This window comes from Chloroflexota bacterium (assembly GCA_016887485.1).
GTDB lineage: Bacteria > Chloroflexota > Anaerolineae > Anaerolineales > Anaerolineaceae > Brevifilum.
The window spans coordinates 1-13,918 of sequence record CP069395.1 but is presented as its reverse complement, the minus strand read 5'-3'; the positions used below and the strand labels follow the sequence as shown (position 1 = coordinate 13,918).

Here is a 13,918-nt window from a genome sequence, read left to right as displayed (position 1 = left end):
TTGCCATAGTTCCTCCAATTACAATCAGAGGTGCTGGGTCACAGCACCTCTGATATTTTGTTCAAATAGCGTTTTTACTCAGCTAAGGCGTCAGCTTGTACTTGTGTCAGGTTGTCCAGGATGGAGTCCAGGGTGCCGCCATTGACGTATTCGGTGATGCCAGAGAATTCAGCACTGCCGAAGCCACCGGGGATGGAGTCGCCAATATCGGGGGTGAAGCCGGATGCATTGGCCAGAATTGCAGCCTTCATCAATAAAGCTGCATCGGTGTAAGCGGTTTCGCCGGCCATGTTCGGGGTCAGGTCGAAGCCAACTTGCGCCCATTTTTCGCCACCCAGCGTGCTGCTCAGGAAGGCTACCAGCGCCTTGACGGCATTGGAGTCGCTGAAGGACATCATCCAGTCAGAACCACCCTGCAGGCCCTGGGCACCGGGGACGCCAAAGAAGGCGTAATCCTCGCCAAAGACCAGGTCGGGATAGGTTTCCAGGATCGTGCCGCCAGCAAAGCCAGACTGTTTGACCATCATGGCCTCTGCAGGATCGGAGAATACTTTGAGGATAGCGTCGTTGAAACCGATTGAAACGGTGCCAGCTGCGCCACCAACGGTGTATTCATCGCCCATAGCCCACTTGCCGTAGGTTTCCCAGGCTTGTTTCACACCAGGATCATTGTAAGGAATCGAGCCGTCAATGATGCCCAAAACGTAGTCGGGGCCCTGTTGAACCAGCATGATGTCCTGAACGAAGTCCGTACCGGTCCAGCCAGTGGCGTCACCGGATTCCATACCGAGGGACCAGGGGGTCACGCCATCGGCAACCATCTGCTCAACCAGAGCATCCAGTTCGTCCCATGTGGTGGGAACTTCGTAGCCGGCGGCAGTGAAGTTAGCGGGGCTGTACCAGACCAGAGTCTTGGGGTCAGCCTTGACAGGGAGACCAAGCCATGCGCCGTTGACGGTGCCAATTGTCTTCCAGTAGTCAGCATAGTTTTCACCATGAACGCCCAAATCTGTCATCGGAACCAGGAGGTCTTGATATTGGGTCAATTGGGTCACGTTCCAGAATGTGATGTCTGGCGGCGTACCAGCCTGGACACGGGTGTCCAACAATGCCTGGTCACGTGTTGATTCGGGTTCAATGACCACACCGCAGGCCTCAACGAAGGGAGCGAGAATCTTATTGAGGTTCTCTTCCTCAACACCGGACCATTGATAGAGCATTGTGATCGTATCACCAGGCTCTGCACCCATGCAGTCGATATCAGAAGCAACAACTTCTGTTTCTACGACTTCTTCAGTGGGTTCAACAGCTACTTCCTCTGTTTCTGCCATATCCTCAGTCGGAGCGGCGGTCTCAGTTGTTTTGGGTGCGCAAGCGGCCAAAACGAACACGAAGACCATTAACACAGAGAGAATGGTAAATGCGTGCTTCTTCATTTATTTTGCCTCCTTAAAAGGTTGAAAAGTTGATTAGGTTTACAACCACTATTAACCGAACATCAATAGGATGTTAATAAAGGTTGATAAATCGTTTTACTAACAGCGCTTATACGCCAGGAGGGTTGGGGTATACAACCTTTTCTTTCTTCAATATTGCCTCATTCCACTCCTATATATTATATTGTAATCTAAAAATAGTCCTTTTTGCAAGTTAAAATTTTCAAATTTACATTCTATTACGCAATATATACTGTTTTTTGCGAAATTATTGAATTCTGGCACTGCTTTATAATACATAAAACAATAGATAAAACGTTTTACCATGCGAATTTTCCGGCAAATTGGTTTGTTAACAGAATAAGGGATCCCTTCAGCAGCCTCTTGGCACCCCCGATTTACGTCGCATTACAGGCCCAAATCAGCTACTTTCAAACCCAGGAACCTCATATCATGCCTGATTCGGATGTGGTACAATCCTGCCGGTAAGAAAAGCATCCCATTTGGGTCCACACCGAGACGAGAACACAATTATGACCGACTCCCCTTCTATGCAGGTCCTTCTTGATGACCAGGTTCTATTTACCAGTACCGGTAAATGGCTTTATCCCCTATTTGACCTGGAAGATTACCTGCAGGAGCATCCTGGACTGCTCAAAAATGCGACTGTTTGGGACAAGGTTATCGGCAAAGCAGCTGCCTTACTGATCCTGCGGATGGGCGGTAACCGGATTCATGGCGTTTTGATGAGCGAATTGGCTGCAAAAACACTTGAAAAGGCAGGTGTTGCCCACTCGTTTGACAACCTGGTGCCTCAAATTGACTGCCAAACCGAAGAGCTCCTCAAAGACGTCGTTGACCCCGATGAGGCATACGATATCCTCTGTAAGCGGGCCGGTCGCTGTCAGGGCGGACAAGAAGAGAAGCAATAAATTAATTGGCTACGCGAAACACGAAAATAATTAGAAAATCTCACAAGAAACCTTCGTTCCACCTCATTATTAAAGAAGAACCGCCAGCCTTTGGCTGGCGGTTAATTTTTTCTGCTACAGGGTTTAGCGGATGATCCGGGGCTGGATCCACATCCCAACATTCTCAGCAGCGGTGACATGGTTGCGGACCCGTAAAATGAAGGTCACTTCTTCGCCGGCCAGGTCAGAAAGGTCCACGACGACCGAGTTCATCTTGCCTTCATAAACCTCATACCAATATGCCAATGTTTTCACCGTGCCGTCTCCGATCTGATAACGTAGCTCAAAACGCAGGTTACATTTATCAAACCCATTCATACAGCCGATCACAGCCTTGAAAACATCGCCATCCTGCACTTCAAACGGCGGATACACGCCTACGATCTCGCCACCATCGGAGATATGGTCCGGGCTGGTGAAGATTGCGGCCTCATTTTCATAGGTACCGTTCTCCCGAGTGGGCGTATTGACCCGGTAAACAAACCCAGTCTGGTTGTCATTCTCCGTGCCGGGGCATGGCAGGGTATCCGTGTTGCTGCTGGACCATTCGGCTTTGCAGTATTCATCTACAAAGTTGTAAACAACCTTTGGCGCAACATTGATCTTGACCCAGAAGGGGCCTTCGCCATCGTCGCCAATCCCAAACCGGTTACCACTGGCATCTTCGAGCATCCAGAAGCCCTGATAAAACCCCATGGTGGTCGGCGCTTCCATCAGGACATACAGGTCAACTGTCTCGCCAGGTTTTACAGATTCAGTCAAACCAATCCGAGTGGCCGCCCCCATTGTCTTCCCCTCCACAAAGACCAGGTCATAACTGGTGGTCCAAGTGCAGGAGCCAACGTTCTTCAAGCGCCAGCCTTTGGTGATCGCTTCACCGGTGCTGACGGTGGTGCCATCCGCGAGCGACAGATCTTTGACGAATTCTGCCATGTTGCAATCCACCTGAGGCGGTTCCTCAGTCGGCTGGGTCGTGGCAGTGGGCGGAACGGCTGTGGCGGTCGGGTTGGCAGCCATTTGGGTGGCCTGAGCTTCAATAGCGCTCAGGGTTTGTTCCGCCTGGAACGCTTGAAGGGTCTGCGCAGCGTAAGTTGCGACCTGATCCTGAACAGCAGGCTCATTCCGGCCTGTGCAGGCTGAGATCGTCACCATGACAAGGAATAACGCTGTCAGGCTAAGTAATATATGCATTCTTGAGGGTTTAGACATTCTCTTCATCTTATTAGTCCTTTCATCCTCTATGACGCTATCAAGCTGCGAATAGTTCCAAAAGAATAAAATTTCGGCTACATAGAATCTGACATGGCTGGATGATTTACATCATCCCTTATGATCTCCCAATCATCTCCCCAAGAAAGGGCCCCTGTAATCAGTATATCGCAAATTCAGATGAATCTGTATAGCCTTTATCACCCCCAAAGGCGTCCACCTTCTTACCAAAAACAGAAGAAACCAACCTAAAGATATGCCTAATGGAATTAACTCGGAAAGATTTAGGAGTATAATTCCAGAAATGAGCCTCTAGAAGGAGTTTTAATCTTGAAAATAGCATTTATCACCGATGACGGCAAGACCATCAGCCGGCATTTTGGCCGGGCAGGCCACTACCTGGTCATCGAAATTGAAGACGGCAAAGAAATCTCCCGTGAAATGCGGGATAAAATGAGTCACAGCCATTTTTCCCAGCAGGATGAGCAGCATGACCACAACTCAAGCGGCGGCTCTGGCATGGGAGCTGAATCCCACGGCAAGCATTTGAGCATGGCCGAAGCGATCAGCGACTGCCAGACCCTGGTTTGCGGCGGGATGGGCCGGGGCGCTTATCAAAGTATGGAAACCGTAGGTATCACACCTGTGGTGGCCCAGGAATTTGAAATCGACAAAGCCTTGGAAGAATACCTCAAGGGCAGCCTGACCGATCACACCGAAATGCTGCACTAATCAACCCACTCTAACAGCCTGCGAGCGATTCACAGGCTGTTTTGATTCCCGCTTAAAGCCCCTATTCGAGTACGCTACCTTTTAACCCAATCGCATCCCCCTATAAAGCGCAGTATAATCTTTGGTCAACCCCTTGCGCCGGCGATTCTAGTACCCTTTTTTCTCCTAAGTGCCTGGGAGGAGCAAATTTCATCGCCCATATCATCACAACCACGGTAAACCATGAAAAAAGCCTTACAAACCTTCCCAATATATACCTTTTTGTTACCCGCCATCACGGTTTTAATGCTGGTGGCGAATAATTTGGGCCAAATGGAGCTCAGTGTGGCCTGGCGGCCCCTGTGGCTCAGCACTTTGTTCGCGTTGGCCGTCTTTCTGGTGGCGTGGGTGATATTCCGCTCCACCACCAGGGCCGGTTTGCTGGCATTCATCCTCTCCTTTTTCGCGCTCACTTATGGGCACTTTTACGAGGTAATGGAAGGACGGGTGATCGGTTCCTGGGTCATCGGTACGCCGTTCTACACCGTCATCATCTGGGCGCTGCTGTTTGCCCTGGCAATTTACCTCCTGATGATCCTGCCAAAGAGCACTCAGGCACTTACACAGATCTTGAATATCGTTATTCTGGCCTTATTTGCGTTCCAACTGGGCCGAATTGGCGTTTTTGAAGTCCAGGTGGCCATCGCCAAAGCGCAAACCGGACAGGATTCGGGAGAGACGACCTTCCTGCAGCCGGTGGACCCGAACAATATGCCGGATGTCTACTTCATTCTATTGGACAAATACGGCCGCTCGGATGCCCTGGAAGACTATTTTGACTATGACAACAGCGAATTCATCGCAGGGCTGGAGGATTTGGGCTTCTGGGTAGCGGATTGCAGCCGCTCAAACTACGCCTTCACCGTGATGTCGTTGTCATCGGAATTGAACATGGATTACGTCTACAACCTGACGGACACCCCAGATCTGAAGACAACTTCCGCCCTGATCCAGAAAAACAAGGTGTTCCAGGCCTTCGAGGAAGTAGGCTATAGCACCATTGCTTTCAATATGGGCTATTCCTGGGGCAATATGAAGGGGTCGGACTATTATTTTGTCAGCTACCCGGAGGATATTGACACCTGGGAAATGGACCCCTTTGAGCTGATGTATCTCAACAGCACCCTGGGACGGCTGCTCTTCACCCAGTCCACCGACCTGGGCGCGCAGGTGACCCTGACGGATATCGAGCGCAAGGCTGCCCGCACCACCCTGATCCTGGACGTCCTGCCGGAAGTGCCCCAACTGGCCGGGCCAAAGTTCGTCTACGCCCATATCATCAACCCTCACCCACCTTATGTATTCAATGCAGATGGGACGATCAATGAGAATGCGGAAGATACCTCGGAACGAGAGGGTTATCCCGCCCAACTGGCCTATTTGGAGCCCCGTATTTTGAATATCGTGGCGCAGATTTTAGCGACTTCCGAGGAGCCGCCAATCATTATCATCGAAGGCGACCACGCCTTCGGTAAGAAGTATGTAACTTCCACCCTGCTGGCGCTTTACCTACCAGATGGCGGCACCGAGGGTCTGGATGGCCACATGACCCTGGTGAACGTCTTCCCGACCATCTTCAACACCTATTTCGGGACGGATATCGAATATCTGCCCGATGAGAGCTACACCCACACCAAAGACTGGTATGAGTCCGTGCCGCTGGAGGAGTGGAATGAGGAATGTGTTGTTGATCCGGAAGAGTAATACCTTAGATATTTGATGAATATATGACGCCCTGGTTTTACGCCAGGGCGTTTTTATTTCCTAGGAAAGTCAGATTTTATTATCATTTTCATCCTATTTTGAAAATACTGTTTGTATTATTATCATTAATCATCTATAATGAAAATATAAACCTATTATCTTATCCACTTCTTTCATCCCTATGAATCCCTCTGATTTCACCCACCAAGCCCCCGGCAGGCTCATCGAGACCCCCGCAGGCCACGCCGCCTACCTCCCAAACCCGCTCCCACCCGTGTTAGACGGGTCAAACCGGCTGATGTCCGCCCTATCGCAGGCTGAGGCGCGGCTGGCAGCGCTCGAGGAAATCGGCAAGGCCTTCCTCGCCCCAAAAATGCTTGCCCGTCCCTTCATCCGCAAGGAAGCGATGCATTCCTGCCGAATTGAGGGTATTCGCACCTCTTTTGAGAGCCTTTTATCTTACGAAGCCGGGCTCCGTAGTCTCGGCAGGGACCTGCTGGACGCCCGAGATGTTCAAAACACCGTCCAGGCAATGGAAAACGGGCTGGATCAAATTCTTTCTCAGCCATTCAGCACGGGCCTAATCCGCGAACTTCATACTCAATTATTTGAAGGCATTCGGGGAGAGTGGCGGACACCCAGGGAGTTCCGTGAGGCGCAAAACTGGATCGGCGGACCCGGTACGACCTTGGAAAACACCCGTTACATTCCTCCACCAGTGCCGGAGATGAAAATTGCGCTGGTTGAACTGGAAAACTTCATCCACAGCGGCTCTGACCTACCCGAACTGATCCGGATTGGGCTGATTAACTACCAATTCGAGGCAATCCACCCCTTCCTGGACGGTAACGGACGGATCGGACGACTGTTGATTCCCCTGCTGCTGGCTGCCTGGGGCAAACTTTCGCAACCCCTGCTCACTCTTAGCGCTTATTTTGAAACGCATCAACTGGACTATTACGACCACCTGCTGGACGTAACGCAAAAAAGCGCCTGGGAGAAATGGCTGATTTTCTTCCTCCAGGGCGTCGCCAGCCAGGCGGAAGGTGCAACGCACCGAATCCAGCGCCTGACCGACCTGCGCCAGACCTATCACCGCCGGTTTGCCGATCAACGAAGCCGGCAAAAACTGGCGGAATTGGTCGATTTTCTGATCGGTACACCGATCACGAGCATCCAGCAGGCCCAGGAAAGTCTGAAAATGGGCAGTTACACCACCATCCAGCGCCAGATTGAGAAGCTGGCAGCCCTGGGAATCGTACATGAGATCACCGGACAGCACCGCAACCGGCTATATCAGGCGGATGAAATCCTGCAGATTATGATAGAAAACGAGTAAAATGACAAAATGATGATGGAAATCCTTCCCCCGCAAGAAGACCGGGACCACGAAAAAGCCCTGCAGACCCGGGTGGAACGCCCACCCAGTCAGAATCCGGCTGTTTCTTACCTGGCAAGCCTCGGCAGCGCCAGCAGCCGCCGGGTGCAGCGGGCTGCGTTGGATAAGATCGCTGAACTGCTCTCCAACGGTGAGATCACGGACTGCCTGAATTTCCCCTGGGAAAAGCTGGATTACGGCACCGTCACGGCCGTGAAAGCCTGGCTGGACGACCGTTATGCCCCCGCGACCGTCAATCGCTACCTGGTGGCGATCCGGCGGGTGATTAAGGAGGCCTGGCGGCACCATCTGATCAGTGCGGAAGCCTATCAACGGGCGACGGATGTTCAGTCGGTGAATGCCCAGCGGCTCCCCACAGGCCGGGAATTGGCCTCGGATGAGCTGCGGGGACTGATTGCGGCCTGCCTGGAGGACGAAAAAAACCCCAAATTAGGCCTTAGGGATGCCGCTATCATCAGTCTGATGTATTCTTCTGGCCTGCGCCGCTCTGAAGTGGTTGCGCTGAGCCTGGAGGACCTGGATCTGGCGAAGGGGCAACTGCGGGTGATCGGCAAGCGCAACAAGGAACGGCTGGCTTTTCTGGCTGCAGGCGCTGTTAGGGCAATTGAAAAATGGCTGGAAGTACGGGGAAACCAGCCCGGACCGCTGTTTTATCCGGTGAATAAGAGCGGGAAGGTCGTCCGCAAGCGCAAAGAGCGCCTCACGGATGCCCAAAAGGCAGCCGGACGGGTACCCGGATGGATTGAGGCCCGGTTAACCGACCAGATCATCTATCACATCATCGACCGGCGTGCCCTCGAAGCAGGTCTGGTAAAGAAAACCACCCCCCACGACCTGCGGCGGACTTTTGTCAGCGACCTGCTGGAGGCCGGCGTGGACCTATCCACCGTCTCGAAGATGGCGGGACACGAGGACACCAACACCACCCGCCGCTACGATCGCCGCCCGGATAAGGTGATGCAGGAAGCTGTTGATCGCCTAGATGTCCCCTTCCCTGAGGAATAAACTCCTCCAAAAATAAGCTAAACCAGCTCCCATTAGTAATTTACTCATAAAAAAGCACGCACTCATCCCCTCACAGATCGATTCCTGAGCGAAATACGATAATTCATTCAAATTATTTGGAACCAATCCCTATGAAAAGGCGTTCCTATTGTGAAAGAAAACACAATCTAAGAAAAACAAATTAGGATTTGGAGTTCAAATGAAAAGAACCAACAAGCTCACCATAATCACGATATTCGGTGCCCTGGCGCTGCTAATGGCCGCCTGTTCACCTGCCCTGGATAAGACCCAGGAGCCCAATGACAACCTCACCCTTGCCAATCCAGCAGCGGTTTACTGCGAAAACTTGGGATACACACTGTTAAGTGTGGAACGCAATGGTGGCGAAGATGCTGACTGTGTCTTTTCAAACGGCTCTCAATGTGCACAGTGGGACTTTCTCGCCGGGCGCTGCGGCCAGCCCTTCAGTTACTGTGAACAACAGGGCGGCACCTTGGAAGAAGGCGGTAATGTCGGTATTTGTCGTTTTGCCGATGGCTCCTACTGTGACGAATACGCTTTCCTGACAGGTGAGTGCGCAAAGGGCGACAACCCCGAGGAAGCCTCCATTTCAGCCGAAAACGAGGGAAGTTACCCTGTCGATCCGGAAATCGCACTTGTTGATATTGAGATTCAGGGCTTTAATGACGCCTTAAGCTACATTCTTGAGTATATGCAGGATCAATATGACTTTAGAGCCTCAGAACCCTGGACAGAAACGGACATCACAACCGATAACACCACTGCCACAACCACCCATCGTTACGTTTCCGGACCGCTGACAGTTGTGATCTCGACTATGGCCTCGGCGCCTGCCAACGACTATATCATCAATGAAGTGTCCAATCTGACCAATGGATTCATTTGGCGAGGCACACTAAGTTATAACGGCACCGTCCTCACCGATGAAGTCCATCTGCCTGGCACCATCAAAAGTGTTGAAGAAGCTAGGGATGCCGTGTTTGCGTACCTGAACCAGGCCTATGGCACACCGATTCTCAGTAATTGGTCTGATGAGGGCAGTACACAGGGTACCCTCAACGATCACCCCACAACGGTGAGAACCTTTTCAGCCAATAGCTGGGTAGTCGTTCTCGAATTTGAACCTACCTCCCCGCTGGTTGCGTCCTATCATGTGACTGTGGAGGAACAATCCGGGAGTATCGACTGGGAAGGTAACATCACCCTTTATGGCGAGATCACTGAGGGCAGCACTTTACCGTAATAAGGGGTCAGATTAACTTGTCAAAAAAACAGGCCGTTGATCCTTATCTCAGATAAAATTCAACGGCCATTTTCTTATTCTTCAGCCAATTATTATTTATATAATAATTGGCTACACGAAAGCTGATAAATTCTTCTAATTTCAATTGCGCAGTAAGACCTCGCAAAATCCATCCCTGCTATTTTTTGCCTCATTCTGTTACAATCAAGCCTTGATCGATCAAGGAGTGTTGATGACCCTCAAATCCAATTCGCAAAAACAGCTCAACCGCGGCTTCCTGGTGGCCCTATCAAGCGCCATCGTGCTCTCGTTCACGGCCATCCTGATCCGGCTGATCTCGCAGAATTATCAGTTACCAGCCCTGATCCTCGCCTATTGGCGGGAGATCTTCGTCGCGCTCTGCCTGCTCCCGGTCCTTCTAATTGTGAAACCCGCCCTCCTGAAGCTGGAGAAGCGTCACTTATCTTTTATGGTCCTGTTTGGTCTGGTTTTAGCACTTTTCAACATGCTTTGGACACTCTCCGTCACCCTGATCGGCGCTTCTGTGGCCACCGTCCTGGTCTACTGCTCTGGTGCGTTCACCGCCATCCTCGGGTGGTGGCTGCTCAAGGAAAGCCTGGGGTGGCAGAAGATCATTGCCGTGATCCTCTGCCTGGTCGGGGCAGTTTTCGTCTCCGGCGCTGCGCAGCCATCAGCCTGGGAAGCGAATGCCCTCGGGATCATCACCGGGATCTTGTCCGGCCTAATGTACGCGTTTTATTCTCTGATCGGCCGATCCGCCACCCAGCGCGGAATCAACCCCTGGACGGCACTCTTCTACACCTTCCTTTTCGCCTCCTTTTTCATGTTGGTGGTGAACCTAATCCCTGGCAATGTCATTCCCGGTACCGCCGCCACTCCCGCCGAGATGTTCCTGTTGGGTGATCGTTGGGCAGGCTGGCTGCTGCTCTTATTACTGGCTGCCGGTCCTACCCTGCTGGGCTTTGGGCTCTATAACGTCAGCCTGAGCATGCTGCCCTCCAGCACAACGAACCTGATCGTGACTATTGAACCGGTTTTCACCGCATTCACGGCCTTCTTTCTGCTGAAAGAACGGCTCACGGCACCGGAACTGCTGGGCAGCGGCCTGATCCTGATCGCGTTGGTAATCTTAAGGCTGCGGAAAAGTCCCAAAAACGATTTGTAATCTCACCTTCAACGATTGTTTTTAGTTATTTCATCTTCGGTCCAATCCCTACCCTGTGGAAGGGATATTTCGTTTTATCTCAAGTCCAGAATGCGATTATCACTGATGATTTCTTTTCTCCCCTTGACTTCCATCTCCAACCAATATATACTAAGAACATCCATAGACCATCCATATGGATGGTTATTAGCAAAAAAGGAGTGAAAGATGACAGATACAGAGAAAATTACAATCAATATCGGGAGCGTTGACCTCGGACGGATTGACCTGCTCGTTGAAGAAGGTTTTTATTCCAACCGGGCTGATTTCATTCGGACCGCTATCCGCAATCAATTGGAACGGCAGAGCAATACGGTGGACTCGATTAAATCCAGGAAATCAATGGTGATCGGTACCCAAATCTACACCAACCGAGATTTGATGGAGAAAAAAGAGGCCAACGAGATGGTTAATATCCGGGTGGTCGGCATGTTGATCCTGGCCGACGACATCACCCCCCAATTGGCTCTCGACACGATCCAATCCATCACCGTTCATGGCGTGTTTAAGGCGCAAGAGGATGTCAAAGAAGCACTTAAAGATCGGATCAGTTAACAAAGTTTGCATTTACTTCGTAATGAGAGAAAATTAACTCAAACAACACCTCACCTTTGGATTTAGGAGATCCACACATGGAGAAAAAAACATTACCTCCCCGCTCGGATGTTCCTGTTGAAGAAACATGGAGCCTCACCTCAATATTCACTGACATTGACGCCTGGGAAGTAGGCAAGGAGCAGGTTTTAGCCGAAATCCCCCTGCTGGCAGCCTATAAGGGCCGGCTCGCGGAGAGCCCTGCCGTCCTGGGCGAGTTTTTTGATGCCTATGAAACCGCCCTGCGCCTGGCTTTGCGGGTGATGCTCTACGGCAACATGGAAATTTCGGTGGATAACACCAACCAGGAAGCCCAAGCCCGGGCCGGTGAAGGACAGAGCGTGATTGTGCAGTTGAGTTCAGCCTGTGCGTTTCTGGAGCCTGAACTGATGGGCATAGGCTTCAATACTCTCCGCCAGTGGATGACGGAGAACCTCCAATTGGCCGATTTGGGGCACTATATTGATGAACTGGAGCGGCAGAAGGAACATATTCGCTCCGACGAGGTGGAACAGGTACTAGCGATGGCCAGAGAGCCCCTGAGCGATTTCTACCGGGCCTACAACGCTATTGTCAATGCTGACCTGAAGTTCCAGGACGCCACCGCTGAGGATGGTCGCTCACTGGAAGTCGGCCAGAGCAGCATCAACTCCCTGATCACGCACAAGGACCGCAAGGTCCGCCAGACCGGGTTCGAGAATTATGCCGATGGCTATCTGGCGTTCAAGAACACCATCGCAGCTATTCAGGTTGGCGGCATCCACAACGATGTCTTCAACGCCCGTTCCCGCAACTACGGCTCCTCGCTATCCGCCTCACTGGCCAACAGTAATATCCCCACCGACGTGTTCTATGCGCTGATTGAGACCTTCAAGAAGCACCTCCCCACCTGGCACCGCTATTGGAAGGTGCGCAAAGAGGCTCTCAAGCTCGATAAGTTCCATGTCTACGATATCAAAGCGCCCCTCTCAGAAAATTCACCTGATGTCCCCTTTGAACAGGCCATCGGCTGGATCTGCGAAGGGATGGCGCCTCTCGGTGAGGAATATGTCGCAGCCGTACGTAAGGGTGCGCTGGAAGACCGCTGGGTGGACCGGGCCCGCAATAAGGGCAAACGTCTGGGTGCCTTCTCAAGCGGTGTTTATGATACCAACCCCTTTGTGATGATGAGCTATGCCAACGATGTGTTCAGTCTGAGCACCCTGGCGCATGAGTTAGGCCATTCGATGCACTCCCTCTACAGCCGGAAGCATCAGCCCTTTATCTACAGTCACTACTCGCTCTTCGTGGCAGAGGTTGCCAGCAATTTCAACCAGGCGATGGTGCGGGATTATCTCTTCAAGACCCAAACCGACCCCGCCTTCCAGCTGGCCCTGATCGAAGAAGCCATGTCCAACTTCCACCGCTACTTCTTCATCATGCCCACCCTGGCACGCTGGGAGTTGGCCGTTCATGAACGAGCCGAGGCCGGCAAGCCGCTTACCGCGGATATCATGACCGATATGTGCGCCAATCTGTTCGGTGAAGGCTACGGTGATGGCGTGGTTTATGATCACGACCGCGTGGGCATCACCTGGGCGCAGTTCCAGCATATGTACATGAATTTCTACGTCTATCAATATGCCACGGGGATTTCTGCCGCCCACGCACTCGCCAAGGGCGTCCAGGAAGGCGGCCCGGCGGAAGTGGAACGCTATCTGGGCTTCCTCAGCGCCGGCGGTTCGGTTTACCCTCTGGAGGCACTCAAAGCCGCCGGTGTGGATATGACCAGTTCAGAACCTGTGGAAAAGGCTTTTGAGGTCATGGCAAGTTATGTGGACCGGTTGGATCAATTGGTGAAGGCAGGAGAAGTGTAAAGCCACTTAAAAATAAATATCCTAAGGGTGCCCGAAAGTAGGCACCCTTTTTAATTACTCCGAATTATCTCCATTGCTATTCCTCACGATTTTCTTCATCATCTGCCCAATTCATCGGATTGGACGCAATATAATCCATAATCCTCTCATAATCCCGTTCATCTCGGATCACATGATCATAAAAACTTCGCTGCCATAATCGCTCAGAAAAGCTGAGCCATTGGCGATTCCGTACACCTTGGATATACCGGTATGTTGTGATGGATTTAATCCGGCCAACCACATCAATTAACGAGATTTGACCTTCCCTATTTTCCACCAATGTTTTGGCTCTTGTCCTAATAGTACTTTCTATCGAGTCTGAAAGTCCAAGTTTTATAATGATGTGAAGATGATTCGGCATGACTTGGAACTCACCAAGGTCTACCCAATGAAAATACTCTTCCACCTCAAAACACACCTGTTTAACCATTTCGCCGGCACT

Annotated in this window: 12 protein-coding genes; 9 read left to right on the top strand and 3 right to left on the bottom strand. The window is 51.5% G+C overall.

The window, feature by feature from the left end; genetic code table 11:
- Window positions 1-74 precede the first annotated feature (74 nt).
- Window positions 75-1,436, bottom strand: coding sequence for a carbohydrate ABC transporter substrate-binding protein (locus JR338_12435; GenBank protein ID QRN84540.1), 1,362 nt, complete (start codon window positions 1,434-1,436; stop codon window positions 75-77).
- A gap of 533 nt (window positions 1,437-1,969) precedes the next feature.
- On the opposite strand from JR338_12435, the gene JR338_12430 reads away from it, so the two are divergent.
- Window positions 1,970-2,368, top strand: coding sequence for a DUF1893 domain-containing protein (locus JR338_12430; GenBank protein QRN84539.1), 399 nt, complete (start codon window positions 1,970-1,972; stop codon window positions 2,366-2,368).
- A gap of 123 nt (window positions 2,369-2,491) precedes the next feature.
- On the opposite strand, the gene JR338_12425 is transcribed toward JR338_12430, so the two are convergent.
- Window positions 2,492-3,598: a hypothetical protein gene (locus tag JR338_12425; GenBank protein QRN84538.1), complete on the bottom strand. Its 1,107-nt coding sequence runs from the start codon at window positions 3,596-3,598 to the stop codon at window positions 2,492-2,494.
- A gap of 348 nt (window positions 3,599-3,946) precedes the next feature.
- On the opposite strand from JR338_12425, the gene JR338_12420 reads away from it, so the two are divergent.
- The 8 genes from JR338_12420 (at window position 3,947) to pepF (ending at window position 13,434) form a co-directional block, all read left to right on the top strand.
- On the top strand, window positions 3,947-4,348 hold the full coding sequence (locus JR338_12420; protein ID QRN84537.1) for a dinitrogenase iron-molybdenum cofactor biosynthesis protein: 402 nt from the start codon (window positions 3,947-3,949) through the stop codon (window positions 4,346-4,348).
- A gap of 222 nt (window positions 4,349-4,570) precedes the next feature.
- Window positions 4,571-6,091: a hypothetical protein gene (locus JR338_12415; protein ID QRN84536.1), complete on the top strand. Its 1,521-nt coding sequence runs from the start codon at window positions 4,571-4,573 to the stop codon at window positions 6,089-6,091.
- A gap of 181 nt (window positions 6,092-6,272) precedes the next feature.
- Window positions 6,273-7,430, top strand: a complete 1,158-nt coding sequence (locus JR338_12410; GenBank protein ID QRN84535.1) for a Fic family protein — start codon at window positions 6,273-6,275, stop codon at window positions 7,428-7,430.
- Window positions 7,431-7,439: 9 nt separating this feature from the next.
- The gene (locus JR338_12405; protein ID QRN84534.1) at window positions 7,440-8,495 is read left to right on the top strand and encodes a tyrosine-type recombinase/integrase; all 1,056 of its coding nucleotides are present in this window, start codon (window positions 7,440-7,442) and stop codon (window positions 8,493-8,495) included.
- 199 nt (window positions 8,496-8,694) lie between these two features.
- Window positions 8,695-9,759: a DUF333 domain-containing protein gene (locus JR338_12400; protein ID QRN84533.1), complete on the top strand. Its 1,065-nt coding sequence runs from the start codon at window positions 8,695-8,697 to the stop codon at window positions 9,757-9,759.
- 232 nt (window positions 9,760-9,991) lie between these two features.
- On the top strand, window positions 9,992-10,945 hold the full coding sequence (locus tag JR338_12395; GenBank protein ID QRN84532.1) for a DMT family transporter: 954 nt from the start codon (window positions 9,992-9,994) through the stop codon (window positions 10,943-10,945).
- 207 nt (window positions 10,946-11,152) lie between these two features.
- Window positions 11,153-11,539 (top strand): CopG family transcriptional regulator, encoded by a 387-nt coding sequence (locus JR338_12390; GenBank protein QRN84531.1) that lies wholly within the window; start codon window positions 11,153-11,155, stop codon window positions 11,537-11,539.
- A gap of 77 nt (window positions 11,540-11,616) precedes the next feature.
- On the top strand, window positions 11,617-13,434 hold the full coding sequence (pepF, locus tag JR338_12385) for an oligoendopeptidase F (GenBank protein QRN84530.1): 1,818 nt from the start codon (window positions 11,617-11,619) through the stop codon (window positions 13,432-13,434).
- Window positions 13,435-13,510: 76 nt separating this feature from the next.
- On the opposite strand, the gene JR338_12380 is transcribed toward pepF, so the two are convergent.
- Window positions 13,511-13,906, bottom strand: coding sequence for a transposase (locus JR338_12380; protein ID QRN84529.1), 396 nt, complete (start codon window positions 13,904-13,906; stop codon window positions 13,511-13,513).
- Window positions 13,907-13,918: the final 12 nt, after the last annotated feature.